Below are 14,340 nucleotides of genomic sequence, written 5' to 3' on the forward strand. Positions count from 1 at the left end.
AGCTTGCTCGCGATGGTCGTCAACGATGACGCTGGCATCCTGATGCCCCGCGGTGTCATGGCGTTCATCGCGAGCAAGCTAGCTCCTACAGGGGGCAACGATTCTGTGGACAGTCAGGCATCCCGCGTCATCGTTGGCGGGCATCGGCGTCAGGCTTGCTCGACCTGTTCGAGCCAGATCAACAGGCGCAGCACTTCCTCGACCTCCTGCACCTGAAGGAAGCTATAGCGCTGGTGGGTCTTGAAGATGCGTCGAGCCAGGACAATGTCGTTGATGACCGGCACACCGACCTGTCTGGCGTAGGCGCGTACGGCCAGGGCGCGCTGGTTGGTTTCCATCAGGGAGATGAACGGCAGTACGGTGATTTCCGGGCGAAAATACACGCCGATGGCGATGTGGGTCGGGTTGGCGATGATCATTCGCGAATTGCGCACATCGGATTTGACCTGCTCCGACAGCAACTCGCGGTGCAGGTCCTGGCGGCGGCGCTTGATGTCCGGGTTGCCGTCCTGCTCCTTGTGTTCGCGCTTGACCGAGTCCTTGTCCATCATCTGGTCCTTCATGAACAGGAAGTACTCGCTCAACGCATCGAGCACCACGATCAGCAGTACGCAAAGCAGAAACGCCAGCACCAGCACCAGCAACAGGCGCCCCCAGATGGCGAACAGATCAGGCGCCTCGGCGAACAGTTGGGCGAATAGCAATTGCCGCTGGGTGATCCAGACAATCCACAGCGCAAGGGCAAAACTGCCCAGGTACAAGAGCGCTTTGACGGTGTCCTTGACGGTGCGCAGGCTGAACAGTTTCTTGAAGCCGTTGATCGGGTTCAGCGCGCCGAAATTCAGCTTCAGGGCTTCGCTGGCCAGGGCGAAACCGCTTTGCAGCAACGCCGGCAGCGCGCTGGTCAGGACGCACACCAGCAGCAGCGGCAGCAGCGCCTTGAGCCCCACGACCACCAGCATCGCCGAGTACTTCTGCAAATCGGCATCGAAATCGCTGGCGATGATCCGTCGGTAGACTTCCATGACTTCGATCAGCGAGCTGTTGAACACCATGTAGCTGATGCCGCACAGCGTCAGGCAGGTGATCACCAGATCCTTGGCCTTGAAGGTCTGGCCCTTGCGCGCCGCATCGCGCAGGCGCTTGGGCGTGGGCTTCTCGGTTTTAGAGGCGCTGGACGACATCGCCCTGCTCCCCTTGCAGATACGGCTCCAATGCCCGGGATTTCATCCCCATGCGCAGCACCTCGTCCGGCAGGTGCACGCCGAAATACCACATCAATACCACCAGCGCCACCAGGCTTTTGATCGTCAGCGACACCGAGAACGCGTTCATCTGCGGTGCATAACGCGAGAGCAGACCAAGCAACGCTTCGCTGATCAGCAGCGTTGCCACCACCGGTGCGCTGATCACCAGCGTCTTGCTCACCAGGGCATCGAGCAGCTGCAGAATGGGCTGCAGCTGAACCTCGCAGCCGTTCGCAGGCGTACAGAGGCGATAACTGTGGCCCACGGTTTCAAGCATCAGCAGCATGCCGCCGCCTTCGAGATACACCGCTGCGGCGAACAACTGCAGGAAGTTCGCCAGCTCCGAAGTATCGACGCCGTTGGCCGGGTCCACGGTGCTGCTGAGCATCGCCCCGCGCTGGTTGTCGATCAGGTTGCCCATGGCGTGCAACACCCAGAACGGCCAGCACAAGAGACAACCCAGCAAGACGCCGATGCCCGCCTCGCGCAGCAGCAGGCCGAAAAACGCCAGCCCATCCAGAGCCGGCAGCGGTACCCCGACATAAGGCCAGAACCCCAGCGCCACCAGCACGATCACCGCCTGACGCGGCGCCCCGGTGAGCACGCCGCTGTTGAGAAACGGCAGCATGAAGAAGATCGGCGCCAGCCGGGCAACCCCGAGCAGCGCCGCGGCGAACCAGGCATACAGGTCGAAAAACAGCATCACCGACATCGAGCTAACCCAGGGCCAGACGCATGACTTCGCGACTGAAATCCAGCAGGGTTTCGCCATACCAGCCCGAGAGCAAAAACAGGCACGCAGCGACCGCCAGCAACTTGAAACCGAAGGGCAAGGTCTGCTCCTGCAACTGGGTCACGGTCTGGATCAGGCCGACCACCAGCCCCACCACCGTGGCGACAATAATCGGCCAGGCCACCATCAGCAGAATCAGGTACAGGGTCTTGTTGCCGGCATACACCAGATCGTTCATGGTCGCCCCCTACGCCAGCAACGTCAGATACTGTTTGACCAAACCGGTCGACAGCAGCGCCCATCCATCGAGGGCGACGAACAGCACCAGCTTGATCGGCACGGAAATGATCACCGGGCTCATCATCATCATGCCCAGCGCCAGCAGGATGCTGGAGATCACCAGATCAACGATCACGAACGGCAAGTACAGGTAGAAGCCGATCTTGAAGGCGCTTTTTATTTCACTCAGGGCGTAGGCCGGGAGCAGTGCGAACAGTGAAGGCGTCAGTTCTTCATCGGCAGGCAGTCCGTCTTCGTTTTCGCTCTGAACCGCCTGTGCCCGTTCGAAGAACAACGCCAGTTCCGGGTCGGTGTATTTGCGCAGGTAATCCTTGTAGCCACCCAGACCGTTCTCGGCGAAATCCACCACCGCCTCGAGATCGGTGAATGCCACTGCCTCGCTCTTGTAGCAGCCGTAGCCCTGCTTCATCACCGGGGTCATGACGAAGATCGCCAGCATCAGGGCGATGGCATTGAGCGTCATGTTCGACGGCACCTGCTGCAAACCCAGAGCGTTGCGCACGATGACGAAGACGATGGAAAACTTGATGTAGCAGGTGCCCGCCGCCACCAGGAACGGCAGCAGCGAGGCGAACGCCAACAGGGCGATCAGCGAGACGTCATTCATCGCGCGGGTTCCGGTAGACCTCGAGCAATTCCACACCCAACTGCTCGTCGAGTTGCACCAGTTCGCCACGGGCCACGGGCTTTCCGTTGGCACGCACTTCGATGTGTTGCGCCGCATCGTCCGCCAGCGGGATCAATTGCCCGGAGGCGATCTGCGAGAGCCTCGCCAGATCGATGTCGTGGGTCGCCAGCACGAACTCCAGCTTCACCGGCAGCACGCTCGGATCAAGGTCGGACTCAGGCGCGTCCTGTGGATCGGTATCGCTCGACTGCATGTGTATTCCCTGTTCGGTAAAGGTGAAGAAGCCCAGGCATCGATCCCCCATGCAACACCGTTGGGCGCGCTGAATGATCCGCAGGACATCGCCGGTTTTCAGGCAGATTGAGTGGGTGTGATGCAGGTGGCTGAAGCCCAGTTTCAGGTCCAGGCGAAATGGCAGATCGCTTAGCCAGGAATTGTCTTCATGGGCTGGGCCGGTAGCGCTTGCGGGTGGTAATCGAGTGATCCACACGCGGCCCTGAGCGGTGTCGAGCCACGGCAATTCCTGAGCGGGCAATTGATGGGGGGCGATAGATTCGACGTCGGACATTTCCCGGTAATGCAGGTCATCCACGTCCATCAACAGTGGTTGCGGCACGGCGTGGAACAGCTCGGCGATGGTTGTCAGTGAGCACTCGATCTTCACTAACTCCCGCAATCCCGGAAGCGATTCATGCAGCCATTCGCGGGCATCGATCAGGCCCTGCCACTCCCCTGCTTCACCCGACGGACAGAACCGTAGGTAACTGGAATGCGTTGGAGGAAAGCCAGACCCTGCGTCGACACCAGCGCCGCGCCAACGCTGAACAGCCTGCGCGACGGCATGGGCTTGCGGGTTGATCCGGCGTAACTTCAGCAAGCTCATGCGTCGTCGTTCTGCTCGTCATCGGGCGCTTGCCGGGAACCCTGATGCTGTTGCTCGTCGCGGCTGTCGGTCAGGCGCCAGGTGGGTTCGCGAACCTGTTCCAGTGACACTTTGAGGTGTTCGAAAACCTGGGTATTGCTCGGACTGAGTTGCAGATTGCGGGCAGGTTCGTCGGGCACGCGGCTGATCGTCACCTGGCCGCTCACAAGGCCCTTATTGAATGGAACCTGCAATAGATTCTTGAGCGAATCTGGCCGCGTTTCGGGGATGGCTTCGATGACTGTGTGGGGAATCTGTGGCGACGACGGAGGGACTTTCACCGGTGCAGCAAAGGGAGCATTCGACGGTGCTGGGCGTTCATACAGAGCCTCGGGCCTTTGACCCTCGAAGCGGGCCGTCGGCATCTCCGGCAGAACCTCGACCGGGCTGGATACAGGCTCGATCAACAACGGCTGTGCAACGACTTTATCGATGACTGTAGCCACAGGCACCACAGCTTGCGGCAAACGAAAATCGGCAGGTCTGTTCTGCGCTGGCTGTCCGCCGTTGTCATGCTTAACCGCCGCCACTAGTGGTCGCAGAACCAGCGCCGCCATCAGCTCCAGCACACCCTGTGGCAACTCATCCTCCTGCACGGGAATCAACCGGTCCTGCAGCTCATCCATCGGACCTTCGCCAACCAGATCCACAGGTGGAACCGGCAACAGTGAAATGACCGCCAACTCCTTCATCGCCGAACCCCGCTCATCTCTTCGATTTCCCGTTCTTCCCGACGCACTTGTTCCAACCGTTGTCCACGCACCAGTTGCCGAACAGACAGTTCGTACTTGTCGTGCTTGTGTCGCACCAGCCGCAATTGCTCGCGCTGCTCCTGCAACCGTTGTTCAACTTCTCGGCACTGCTGACTGATCCGCTCACGCTCCACGCGCAACAGATCGATCTGCCGCCGGATCACCGCCTGCCTGCGCAGCAGCGCCAGCAGTTGTCCGTGATCGAGCACGCAATCCTCGGCGCGATGGCTGGCCAACAGGTTGTGCAGCGCCGCCTCCTGCCCGGCGAAGCTGTCCCGCTCCTGCAACAGTGGCTGCAATTGCTGGCGGGTACGGGTTATCGCCAGTTCTGCGCGCTGCTGTCGGAACACACTGAGCGCCAACAGCCGGCGACGATCGGCCAATGGATTCATGCCATCAGCTCCCGTAATCGGCGCAGGGCTTCTTCCGGTTCACAGCATTCACCCGTGGGCTGACGCAGCCATTGTTCAAGGGCATCGCGGCGTTGCAGCGCCCGGTCGTTGGCCGCGTCCGCGCCCTGGGTGTATTCACCCATGTCGAGGAAGATCTGCAACTGCTCGAGCCGTGTCAGGGTGTCCCGGGTCGCTGCCGCCAGTTGATGCACTTGAAGCTCTGTGACCTGCGTCGCCACGCGGCTGACGCTGCGCAACACGTCGATGGCCGGGTAATGCCCTTTGGCCGCCAGCGCCCGACTGAGATAGACATGGCCGTCGAGAATCGAGCGGATCTCCTCGGCAATCGGGTCCGGCTCGTCGTCGCTTTCCAGCAGCACCGTGTAGAAGGCGGTGATGCTGCCCGCAGCGGTCACGCCGGGACGTTCCAGCAAACGCGGCAAAGCATCAAAAACGGAAGCCGGATAACCCCGACGTGCCGGTGCTTCCCCGGCCGCCAGGGCCAGATCGCGACGGGCTCTGGCATAACGCGTCAGCGAGTCCAGCAACAACACCACACGCCGGCCCTGGTCGCGAAAATACTCGGCGATGGCGGTGGCCTGCAGCGCCGAATTGCAGCGATCCACCGAAGAAAAATCCGAAGTGGCGAACACCACCACACAGCGTTCGCGTTTGTCCGACTGGCGCAGATGTTCGATGAACTCGGTCACCTCCCGCCCACGCTCGCCGATCAGGCCGATGACAAAAACATCGGCGTCGGTGTGCTCGATCAGCATGTTGATCAGGGTGGTCTTGCCGGAACCGGCGGCGGCGAAAATCCCGACGCGCTGCCCCACGCCGCAGGTCAGCAACCCGTCGATGACCCGGATGCCCGTGCGCAACAGCGTCTGCACCCCGCGCCTGTGCTGGTACGAAGGCGGATCGGCGTCCACCGGATAGTCCTGTTGCGCGATCACCGTGGATGGCGCCAGACGCTCGACGATGTGGCCTTGGGGATCGACGACACTGCCGAGCAACGCTTCGCTACAGGCCAATTGAAGGGTCGCGCCGGTGGGCACGATCATCGACTCCCGGGATAAGCCCCGGGCATCACCGAGCAAACTGAGCAGCACCGCATCGGGCTTGAAGCCGATGACCTGCGCCCTGGCCGCCACCTCGGGCGAACGCCAGTGTCTGCGCACCTCGCAGATCTCACCGATCACCACCTGGCCCAGCGCCGCTTCGATCATCGGACCGCTGAGCCGCAACGGGTGGGCCGCCGCACGGGTCATCACAGGCGCAGGATGCCGTGGATTTCTTCGAGCACTTCGACGAAATGATCCAGTGCCCGGGCAAAACTGCGCCCGTCGTCGAGGGCCTTGTCATTGCACATCAGGCGCAGTTCGAGCTGGCCCTGGACCTCGCACAGGTGCAATTGCCCGCTGCGCGACCAAGGGCAGCCCTGGAGCAGAATCTGCAGCAGCGCAAAAGCGCTGTGGCTCAATGGCGCAGCCCCGACCTCCATCACCGCGGCCCAGACCCACACCTCACCCCCCACTTCTCCGACGTTGATCGCCGGCAAATCCTTCATCTGCATTTCGATGGTGCTGTGGCTGTCGAAGTGGCCGATCTGGCTTTCGGCGCAACCACTGTGACGCAGCGCATCGCGCAACAGATCGGCAATATCCATGGTTATCACGGGCAGATTTCCTTACAGGGTTTTGATCACATTGACCGAAACGGTCTCGCAGACTTCGCCGAACGACATCACGTCCAGCTCGCGAAAACGACCTTCGATCAGCTTCTTGATGTAGCGCCGCACATCCACCGAACACAGCAGCACCATGTCCTTGTGGGCGATGTGCACGCTGTCCAGACCGACGCTGAGGCGGTCCATCAGCTCTTCGGATTCGGCAGGCTCCAGGTTGATGAAGCTGCCGCCCGAGGTTTGCCGGATACCGCGTCGTACCACCTCTTCGAACTCCGCCGACAACAGCAGCACGCGCAGGTCGTTGCCCTGGGCAAACTTGTTGCTGATGTACCGGGCCATCGCCCCGCGCACGTGCTCGACCAGCGCCAGCGCGTCCTTTTCCCGGGAGGCCCAATGGGCCAGGGTTTCGAGAATCAGCTTCATGTTGCGCACCGAAATGCGTTCGCCGATCAGGCGCTGCAGCACCTCGGCGATCTTCTGCACGGTGATGTGGCGATAGACTTCCTTGAGCAGATCCGGGCAGCGGCTTTCCATTTCATCCAGCAGTTGCTTGGTTTCCTGAACCCCGAAAAATTCCTGGATGTTGCGCGCCAGCAAGGTGACCAGGCAGCGATAACACTCCTCGTCCGCCGGTCGCAGGTGATAACCCAGTTGCTGCACGCGTTCGCGCTCGGTGGCGTTGACCCAGACCCCGCCCAGGCGATTGCTGTCGTTGCCGCGCACCAGCGCCAGCCCCAGGGATTCCAACTCCGGCGAATAGTCGAGCAGGCGCCAGTGATCGAAATGGACATCGAATTGCTCGGCGCGCACCTCGTTGATCAGCACCGCCACCTGATGCGCCGGCAACGCCTCGCTGGCGCGCAGTTGCGGCTCGGGAATGCGCAGGCCGTAATCGACGAAGAACTGGCTGCGAAAGCGCGCCGCCCAGCGTGCCTTGGTCAGTTCCTCCAGACGCGCGGCGGGCACCAGCAGCATCAGCGCGATGGTCTCTGTGGCGATGTTGTCGATGTCTTCGATGAGGCCTGAAGCGCCCGCTGTGTCGCCCTGATTCGACGGCGGAACGTTGTCAGGGCCTTCACCTTTGGCGGCCTTGCGCTGGCGGAAGAACACCAGCAGCGCCAGGGCCACGGCAATCGGCAGAAAGGTCAGGAGGGGAAAACCCGGCAACAGGCCAACGCCCACCGCCAGCAACGCCGTCACCCCGAGCACGAACGGGTGGCCGAGCATTTGCGCGAGCATGTTGCGCCCCAGGTTGGCGTCATCGCCGTTGACCCGGGTGACGATGAAGCCGGCGCCGATGGCGATCAGCAGCGCCGGAATCTGTGCGACCAGACCATCGCCGATGGTCAACAGGGTGTAGGTCGACAGCGCCGTGGACATATCCATGCCCATCTGCCCCATGCCGATGGCCATGCCGCCGATGAAGTTGACGAAAATAATGATGATGCCGGCGATGGCATCGCCCTTGATGAACTTCATGGCGCCGTCGAACGAGCCGTACAGCTGGCTTTCGCGCTCCAGCACGCTGCGTTTTTCCTTGGCTTCCTCGGCGGTGATGGCGCCGGCCTTGAGGTCGCCGTCGATGCTCATTTGCTTGCCAGGCATGCCGTCCAGCGAGAAGCGCGCGGCGACTTCGGCCACCCGCTCCGAGCCCTTGGTGATCACGATAAATTGCACGATGGTGACGATGGAAAAGATCACGAAACCCACCACCAGGCTCTCGCCGATCACGAACTCGCCGAACGAGGCGATGATCTCCCCCGCATCGGCCTGGCTGAGGATCAGGCGGCTGGTGCTGATCGACAGCGCCAGGCGAAACAGCGTGGTCAACAGCAGCAACGCCGGAAAGGTGGAGAAGCTGAGGATGCGTTCGATGTAGAACGAGCCCATGAACACCAGCAGGGAAATGACGATGTTCAGGCCGATCAGAAAGTCCACCAGCGCCGTGGGCAACGGAATGATCAGCATGGCGATGATCATCACCATCAGCGTCAGGATCAGCAGCTCCGGACGAGCGCCGACATTGCGCAGGAACACATTGAGCATGGCGGGTCAGTTCCGGATGAAGGTCATGGGCAACCGCCGAGGCGTCGGCGTTCGATGCATTCGTGGGTGTAGGCGACATCCGCCAGCCGGGTGAATTGTTCTGCCAGACGCAGTGGCGCCTGTTCATCGGCGAACAGCGGCACCGGCAATTGCAGGCAGAGGCGGCGCAGGGTCTGCAGCAAGGCCGATCGTTCGTGGTGAGTGCTGAGCAACACGCGCTCGCCCAGGGCGCCGAGCAGTAGTTGGTCGAGGTCGTCGGGATAGGCCAGCACGCCGAACAGGAACACCAGCCAATCCGCCTCATGGGGGTTGTGGCGGCAGACGAGCATGTCGGCGAGCAGGCGGCCGACAAACAGTTCGTCAGCCGAACGCAGGCGTTTGAGGTGGTTGACCTTGGTGAGCAGATCGCCGAATTCGGCGCGGGAACAACTCGGGTCCTGGGCGCTGATGTCGGTGAGCAGTGCCGCTTCGATGAAGGTCAGTACGTTCAGGCGCTGATTAGGTCCGTAGAGGGCGATCCAGTCCTGATAGCACTCGAGCGGGCCTTCGTCGGACTCGAGAAAATCGCGGTAGGTTTCACGCAACAGTGCTGCGCGCACGGCCATGCAGGAGCCGAACATTCGGGCTTTGAGCGCGGTGTTGATCCCGGCGTTCAGGCGCTTGGGGGACGCCTGGGCGACCACGGTCTGCAACAGGGTTTCGAGGCGCTGGCGGGTGCGCGCTTCGAGCTTTTTCCGGCGCAGCAACTCGCGCAGCACCAGAGCCAGATCGCTGTCATCGGGAAACAGGCTGCGCGCCATTTCCAGCAGCCAGGCGACGGGTTTGTCCGCCAGTCGTGCAAGGCTGAGTATCTGCTTCGCCTTGGGCACGGTGTCGTCGTCCAGCACCCGCTCGAAGTTGTCGGTCAGGGTGTCGGATTTCAGCTCGAAATGGCGTCGTCCGCGGAACTGCGCCAACGCAGCGGACATCTCGTCGCTGATTTGCACGAAACGTTGCACCGCGGCGATGGTGTCGCCGTCATCGAGATCGACATCCGCCTGAGGCTGCGGATTTTCCGCCGCTTTCTCAGTATTGAGCCGTGCCTGGGCTGAACGGCCGCCTGTGGAAATCGACGGCAGGATCATGGTTGTGCCATTCGAAAATAGCTGCGACGCACCCGCTCGTGCTGCTCCGGGGTCAGCAGCCGGGAGCCGGGCTCAAAACCGTCGACTGGCAACGCGTCGCGAATCTCCCGAGGTTGAATCAGAAACACCCGCACCGTGTTGGCCGAACGGCTCTGGCGATAGCTGAACAGTCGCCCGACCCATGGGATCGAACCCAGTACCGGGATGCGCCCGACCTGTTCGGTATTGTCGTCGCGGGTGAACCCGCCCACCAGCAGACTCTTGCCCTGGGGCACCCGGGCCACGGTGCTGATGCGAGTGCGTCCGACGGTGGGCAAGGTGCCCGGTTGCGCGTTTTGATCAGGCCGTTCGACTTCGTTGCCGTCCTCGATGTTCAGCGACATTTCCACTTCATTGGCCTGAGCGAAACGCGGCAGTACGTTGACCAGGGTGCCGTAGGTCACGTGTTGCAAATCGACGCTGCGCTCGCCGACCAGAGGCGCGTAGAAGGTGCGGTTGTTGTCGAAGATCGCCGGTACGTTTTCCTGGGTGAGAATCACCGGCCGCGACACCACGTTGGCCCGGTTGCTGCGCTCCAGCGCCATGACCTGGGTGACGAACGATGCGCCGTCCAGGGTGGTCGCGGAGCCGGCATTGAGCGAGGCGGAAAACTTGCCGCCGGCGTTCAGCGTGCCCTGCCAATTGATGCCCAGCTGATTGAGCTCGTCCTTGTGCAGATCGATGATCCACAGCGACAGCTCGACGTGGCGTTTGGGCGTGTCCAGCGCGCTCACCAGGTTCTCGATGAAACGCACCTGCTCCGGCAGGCCCTTGACCAGCAGGCTGTTGGTGTCGGGATAGGCGACCACCCGGATATTGCCGGCGGCAACGTCACGGGCGATGACTCGCGGTGCGGCGGGGTCTTTTTCCGATGCAGTGGTTGCCAGGCCTTCAAGCGGGAATGCCGGCATCAGCCCCTGAGGGCGCTGTGGCTGTGGCTGCACGATGGCCGGCTCGACCTCGCGCTTCTCGCCGCGCAGCAATTGTTCGATCACCGTGGCCAGCCCGGGGATGGTCACCTTGTCGTCGCGCAGCTCGTATTTGCGGTCGCTGACGAAGGTGTTGCGCACCTGGATCACGCCGATCTGCTGCTTGCCCAGCAAGAGCTCCGAGCGCTGGTTGTCCATCATTCCGGCCGCCTGCACCACCAGATCGACGTACATCGGCGGGCCCGCCACATGGAAGGTGCGCAGGCCGTCGTGGCGCAACGGATAACGAGGGTCATACAGCCCGGAGCGCTCGAGAAAGCCTTGCAGCCTGGCCACGGTCAGGGTCTGCAGCGAGATCATCGAGCTTTTGATTTCCGGGGTGTCGTACAGGTAAATCGCCTGGCCGTCGCTGTACCAGATCAGGCCCATCTGCAAGGCGATGCGCTCGAAGGTGCGTTGCGGCGTACGCAGGTCGAAGGTGCCGGAAACCCGCTTGACCGCTGCCGCCTTGCTGACGATCACCGGCTTGCCGAGTGCGCCGTAAAATTCGCTGAAAAACGTCCGCGCGCTTTGCTCCCGTGCCTCGAACTCATAGACAGCCGCCTGGGAGGCAATCGGTGCGACCAGGAATGCAGCGCTTAGACAGAGGGGCAAGACAGACAGAGAATACATGCGATTCACTTGCCCGGCAGGTAGGTAATGTCGGCGAGGCTGCTGGGGGTGAAACCCACCAGTTCGCGGATTTCTCTGGAGAAATGCGAAGAGGACGCGAAGCCGAACTCCAGCGCCACATCTGTCAGCGAGCCTTCGCGCAGGCTCATATTCAACAGCGCCTGGGCCGTGCGCCAGCCACGCAGGGCCGGTTTGGCGGCTGTGCCCAGTGCTTGCCGGCACAGGCGCCGGAAATGCGACACCGACACCCCGTAACGTTGCGCCAGGGTGCCGAGCTTTTCGCTGTGGGTGCCCTGCTCCAGCAGGAAGCGCACCAGGCCGTAGCTTTCACTGTGGCGCAGCACGCTGGCGAAGGCCTGATAAGCCTCGCCGCCGGCCATCGCCTGTTCGAGATACCAGCGTTCGAGCGCCTGCTCCGTTTGCACCTTGGGGTAAGCCACCGGCAACAGCGCCCATGGGGTCGGGCCGGAGCGTTGATCGAGCGGCGCGCTGGCCAGGTCGATGAACACCTGCAACTTCACCAGCGGCGCCTGTGGGATCGGCTGGGTCTGCAAGCCGTCGGGAGCTTCACATCCATGACTCAGGGCAATCAGGCCTTCCCAGCCGGGTGGCAGACATTGCGTGGGGGACAGGCAAACGGCGGCCTGATCGACACGCACATGCAGCACCCGCTCATTGAGACGGATGTCCGGGATACGTGTTGCGCGGGGCGATTCGAGGGGCACGCCAGCCTCCTTTGCGACCTGACGAGGAAGGCCGGCAGGATGCAGGACGGGACTGCGTCGAATCCTGATGCAAAGCTGATGAAATCCGCGCTGGCATATGCCTTGCACCCGTTCAGGCATCAGCACGCAGACCAATGACGGAAGGCGTGTCGGGACAATGGCGTCGTCAAAGGCATTGCGCGTGCCCGGACGACGTTTTTTTTGCAAGGTGAACACACGATGAACGAACCATCAGCCGGCCCTCTGGCCTGGGTCAATGGCAGCGATGCCCCGGAAAAGAGCGCCATTAATCTTGGCTTCATGGCCCTGAGCGACTGCGCTTCGGTGGTGGTTGCCGCCACCCAGGGCTTTGCCCAGCCCTACGGCCTGACCCTGAACCTCAAGCGCCAGGCTTCCTGGGCCAATCTGCGGGACAAGCTGGTCAGCGGCGAACTGGATGCCGCCCACGGTCTGTACGGCCTGATCTACGCGGTGCACCTGGGCATCGGCGGCGTGGCCGCGACCGACATGGCGGTGCTCATGGGCCTGAATCAGAACGGCCAGAGCATCAATCTTTCCCGTGGCTTGCAGGGGCTGGGCGTGACCGGTCCTGAAGCACTGCACCGGCACGTGCACCAAACTCGCACAAAACTGACCTTCGCCCAAACCTTCCCCACCGGCACCCACGCCATGTGGCTGTATTACTGGCTCGCAAGCCAGGGCATTCATCCGTTGCTGGATGTCGACAGCGTGGTGGTGCCGCCGCCGCAAATGGTTGCGCACCTGCAGGCCGGGCGTATCGATGGTTTCTGTGTCGGTGAGCCTTGGTCGGCGAGCGCGGTACAGCAGGATCTGGGTTTCACTCTGGCGACGACCCAGGCCATCTGGCCCGATCACCCGGAAAAAGTCCTCGGCTGCACCCGCGCCTTCGTCGAGCAGTATCCCAATACGGCTCGCGTGCTGGTGATGGCGATTCTCGAGGCCAGCCGCTTCATCGAAGACAGCCACGACAATCGTCGCAGTACCGCGCAGTTATTGAGCGCGCCGCAGTATCTGGATGCCCCCGTGGAATGCATCGAACCGCGGCTGTTGGGCGATTACAGCGATGGACTGGGCAATCGCTGGCAGGACCCGCACGCCTTGCGCTTCCATGGCGAAGGCGAGGTGAACCTGCCATACCTGTCCGACGGCATGTGGTTCATGACCCAGTTCCGCCGCTGGGGGCTGTTGCGTGACGACCCGGATTACCTGGCCGTGGCCCGTCAGGTCCAGCAACTGGAGCTGTACCGCGAGGCTGCCAGCGCCGTGGGCGTGGCGAACCTGGGCAAGGAAATGCGCAGCAGCCAGCTGATCGACGGCAAGGTCTGGGACGGTTCCGATCCGGCCGGTTATGCCCGTGGTTTCAAATTGCATGCGATGAGCGACAGCGCCCATCGCTTCGCCAGCCGCTGACAGGAGACCACGAACATGTTGCGTATCCTGCTGATCAACGACACCGCAAAAAAGGTCGGGCGCCTGAAGGCGGCCCTCACCGAAGCCGGCTTCGAGGTGATCGATGAATCCGGATTGACCATCGACCTGCCCGAACGCGTCGAAACGGTGCGTCCGGACGTGATTCTGATCGATACCGAGTCACCGGGCCGTGATGTGATGGAGCAAGTGGTGCTGGTCAGCCGTGACCAGCCGCGGCCGATCGTGATGTTCACCGACGAACACGACCCCGATGTGATGCGCCAGGCGATCAAGTCCGGCGTCAGCGCCTACATCGTCGAAGGCATCCACGCCCAGCGCCTGCAGCCGATCCTCGACGTGGCCATGGCGCGCTTCGAAAGCGACCAGGCCCTGCGCGCCCAACTGCACGCCCGCGACCAGCAACTGGCCGAGCGCAAGCGCATCGAGCTGGCCAAGGGGCTGCTGATGAAGATGAAGGACTGCAACGAGGAAGAGGCCTACACCCTGATGCGCCGCCAGGCGATGAGCCGCCAGCAGAAGCTGATACAGGTGGCGGAGCAGATTATTGCGATGAGTGAATTGCTCGGCTGAGGCCCGTTATCAAGACAAAACACAACCCCTGTAGCAGCTGGCGAAGCCTGCGTCCGGCTGCGAAGCAGTCGTAAAATCAGCCATCGCGGTCTTTCAGGTAGACCCCGCATTCAGGTTTT

Annotated in this window: 15 protein-coding genes; 2 read left to right on the forward strand and 13 right to left on the reverse strand. The window is 62.2% G+C overall.

What is annotated here, in order from left to right; translation table 11 throughout:
- Positions 1-149: 149 nt before the first annotated feature.
- The 13 genes from ACW9JE_RS11625 to ACW9JE_RS11685 are packed head-to-tail and all read right to left on the reverse strand — an operon-like array spanning position 150 to position 12,199.
- The gene (locus tag ACW9JE_RS11625) at positions 150-1,184 is read right to left on the reverse strand and encodes an EscU/YscU/HrcU family type III secretion system export apparatus switch protein (RefSeq protein WP_457432819.1); all 1,035 of its coding nucleotides are present in this window, start codon (positions 1,182-1,184) and stop codon (positions 150-152) included.
- The gene (gene sctT / locus ACW9JE_RS11630) at positions 1,165-1,959 is read right to left on the reverse strand and encodes a type III secretion system export apparatus subunit SctT (RefSeq protein ID WP_457432820.1); all 795 of its coding nucleotides are present in this window, start codon (positions 1,957-1,959) and stop codon (positions 1,165-1,167) included. The genes ACW9JE_RS11625 and sctT overlap by 20 nt, the downstream gene beginning before the upstream one ends.
- 4 nt (positions 1,960-1,963) lie before the next feature.
- Positions 1,964-2,218 carry an EscS/YscS/HrcS family type III secretion system export apparatus protein gene (locus ACW9JE_RS11635; protein WP_128607088.1) on the reverse strand — a complete coding sequence of 85 codons (255 nt, stop codon included), beginning with the start codon at positions 2,216-2,218 and terminating at the stop codon, positions 1,964-1,966.
- 9 nt (positions 2,219-2,227) lie between these two features.
- Positions 2,228-2,887: an EscR/YscR/HrcR family type III secretion system export apparatus protein gene (locus tag ACW9JE_RS11640; protein WP_457432821.1), complete on the reverse strand. Its 660-nt coding sequence runs from the start codon at positions 2,885-2,887 to the stop codon at positions 2,228-2,230.
- The gene (locus tag ACW9JE_RS11645) at positions 2,880-3,791 is read right to left on the reverse strand and encodes a FliM/FliN family flagellar motor switch protein (RefSeq protein WP_457432822.1); all 912 of its coding nucleotides are present in this window, start codon (positions 3,789-3,791) and stop codon (positions 2,880-2,882) included. Before ACW9JE_RS11645 ends, ACW9JE_RS11640 begins: the two co-directional genes overlap by 8 nt.
- The gene (locus ACW9JE_RS11650) at positions 3,788-4,522 is read right to left on the reverse strand and encodes a SpaN/EivJ family type III secretion system needle length determinant (protein WP_457432823.1); all 735 of its coding nucleotides are present in this window, start codon (positions 4,520-4,522) and stop codon (positions 3,788-3,790) included. The genes ACW9JE_RS11645 and ACW9JE_RS11650 overlap by 4 nt, the downstream gene beginning before the upstream one ends.
- Entirely contained in the window at positions 4,519-4,974 is a 456-nt protein-coding gene (locus ACW9JE_RS11655) for a type III secretion protein (protein WP_457432824.1), read from the reverse strand. Before ACW9JE_RS11655 ends, ACW9JE_RS11650 begins: the two co-directional genes overlap by 4 nt.
- Positions 4,971-6,245, reverse strand: a complete 1,275-nt coding sequence (gene sctN / locus ACW9JE_RS11660; protein ID WP_457432825.1) for a type III secretion system ATPase SctN — start codon at positions 6,243-6,245, stop codon at positions 4,971-4,973. Before sctN ends, ACW9JE_RS11655 begins: the two co-directional genes overlap by 4 nt.
- The gene (locus ACW9JE_RS11665; protein ID WP_457432832.1) at positions 6,245-6,643 is read right to left on the reverse strand and encodes an InvB/SpaK family type III secretion system chaperone; all 399 of its coding nucleotides are present in this window, start codon (positions 6,641-6,643) and stop codon (positions 6,245-6,247) included. Before ACW9JE_RS11665 ends, sctN begins: the two co-directional genes overlap by 1 nt.
- Positions 6,644-6,664: 21 nt before the next feature.
- Positions 6,665-8,710, reverse strand: coding sequence for an EscV/YscV/HrcV family type III secretion system export apparatus protein (locus ACW9JE_RS11670; RefSeq protein ID WP_457432826.1), 2,046 nt, complete (start codon positions 8,708-8,710; stop codon positions 6,665-6,667).
- Between the two features lie 23 nt (positions 8,711-8,733).
- Entirely contained in the window at positions 8,734-9,834 is a 1,101-nt protein-coding gene (gene sctW / locus ACW9JE_RS11675) for a type III secretion system gatekeeper subunit SctW (protein ID WP_457432827.1), read from the reverse strand.
- Positions 9,831-11,474 (reverse strand): type III secretion system outer membrane ring subunit SctC, encoded by a 1,644-nt coding sequence (sctC, locus tag ACW9JE_RS11680; protein ID WP_457432828.1) that lies wholly within the window; start codon positions 11,472-11,474, stop codon positions 9,831-9,833. The genes sctW and sctC overlap by 4 nt, the downstream gene beginning before the upstream one ends.
- A gap of 5 nt (positions 11,475-11,479) precedes the next feature.
- Complete coding sequence (locus ACW9JE_RS11685) at positions 11,480-12,199, reverse strand: helix-turn-helix domain-containing protein (RefSeq protein WP_457432829.1); 720 nt, start codon at positions 12,197-12,199, stop codon at positions 11,480-11,482.
- A 219-nt stretch (positions 12,200-12,418) separates the two neighbouring features.
- Here ACW9JE_RS11685 and ACW9JE_RS11690 point away from each other — a divergent pair, with 219 nt between their 5' ends.
- Positions 12,419-13,630 carry a CmpA/NrtA family ABC transporter substrate-binding protein gene (locus ACW9JE_RS11690; protein WP_457432830.1) on the forward strand — a complete coding sequence of 404 codons (1,212 nt, stop codon included), beginning with the start codon at positions 12,419-12,421 and terminating at the stop codon, positions 13,628-13,630.
- A gap of 15 nt (positions 13,631-13,645) precedes the next feature.
- Positions 13,646-14,221, forward strand: coding sequence for an ANTAR domain-containing response regulator (locus tag ACW9JE_RS11695; RefSeq protein ID WP_090323954.1), 576 nt, complete (start codon positions 13,646-13,648; stop codon positions 14,219-14,221).
- Positions 14,222-14,340: the final 119 nt, after the last annotated feature.

This window comes from Pseudomonas sp. SDO55104_S430 (genome assembly GCF_054070595.1).

Coding starts and splice junctions, on each gene's coding strand:
- ACW9JE_RS11690 (WP_457432830.1), top strand. CDS start 12,419: ATGAACGAACCATCAGCCGGCCCTCTGGCCTGGGTCAATGGCAGCGAT.
- ACW9JE_RS11635 (WP_128607088.1), bottom strand. CDS start 2,218: ATGAACGATCTGGTGTATGCCGGCAACAAGACCCTGTACCTGATTCTG.
- ACW9JE_RS11645 (WP_457432822.1), bottom strand. CDS start 3,791: ATGAGCTTGCTGAAGTTACGCCGGATCAACCCGCAAGCCCATGCCGTC.
- ACW9JE_RS11665 (WP_457432832.1), bottom strand. CDS start 6,643: ATGGATATTGCCGATCTGTTGCGCGATGCGCTGCGTCACAGTGGTTGC.
- sctT (WP_457432820.1), bottom strand. CDS start 1,959: ATGTCGGTGATGCTGTTTTTCGACCTGTATGCCTGGTTCGCCGCGGCG.
- ACW9JE_RS11625 (WP_457432819.1), bottom strand. CDS start 1,184: ATGTCGTCCAGCGCCTCTAAAACCGAGAAGCCCACGCCCAAGCGCCTG.
- ACW9JE_RS11695 (WP_090323954.1), top strand. CDS start 13,646: ATGTTGCGTATCCTGCTGATCAACGACACCGCAAAAAAGGTCGGGCGC.
- sctN (WP_457432825.1), bottom strand. CDS start 6,245: ATGACCCGTGCGGCGGCCCACCCGTTGCGGCTCAGCGGTCCGATGATC.
- ACW9JE_RS11655 (WP_457432824.1), bottom strand. CDS start 4,974: ATGAATCCATTGGCCGATCGTCGCCGGCTGTTGGCGCTCAGTGTGTTC.
- ACW9JE_RS11650 (WP_457432823.1), bottom strand. CDS start 4,522: ATGAAGGAGTTGGCGGTCATTTCACTGTTGCCGGTTCCACCTGTGGAT.
- sctW (WP_457432827.1), bottom strand. CDS start 9,834: ATGATCCTGCCGTCGATTTCCACAGGCGGCCGTTCAGCCCAGGCACGG.
- sctC (WP_457432828.1), bottom strand. CDS start 11,474: ATGTATTCTCTGTCTGTCTTGCCCCTCTGTCTAAGCGCTGCATTCCTG.
- ACW9JE_RS11640 (WP_457432821.1), bottom strand. CDS start 2,887: ATGAATGACGTCTCGCTGATCGCCCTGTTGGCGTTCGCCTCGCTGCTG.
- ACW9JE_RS11670 (WP_457432826.1), bottom strand. CDS start 8,710: ATGCTCAATGTGTTCCTGCGCAATGTCGGCGCTCGTCCGGAGCTGCTG.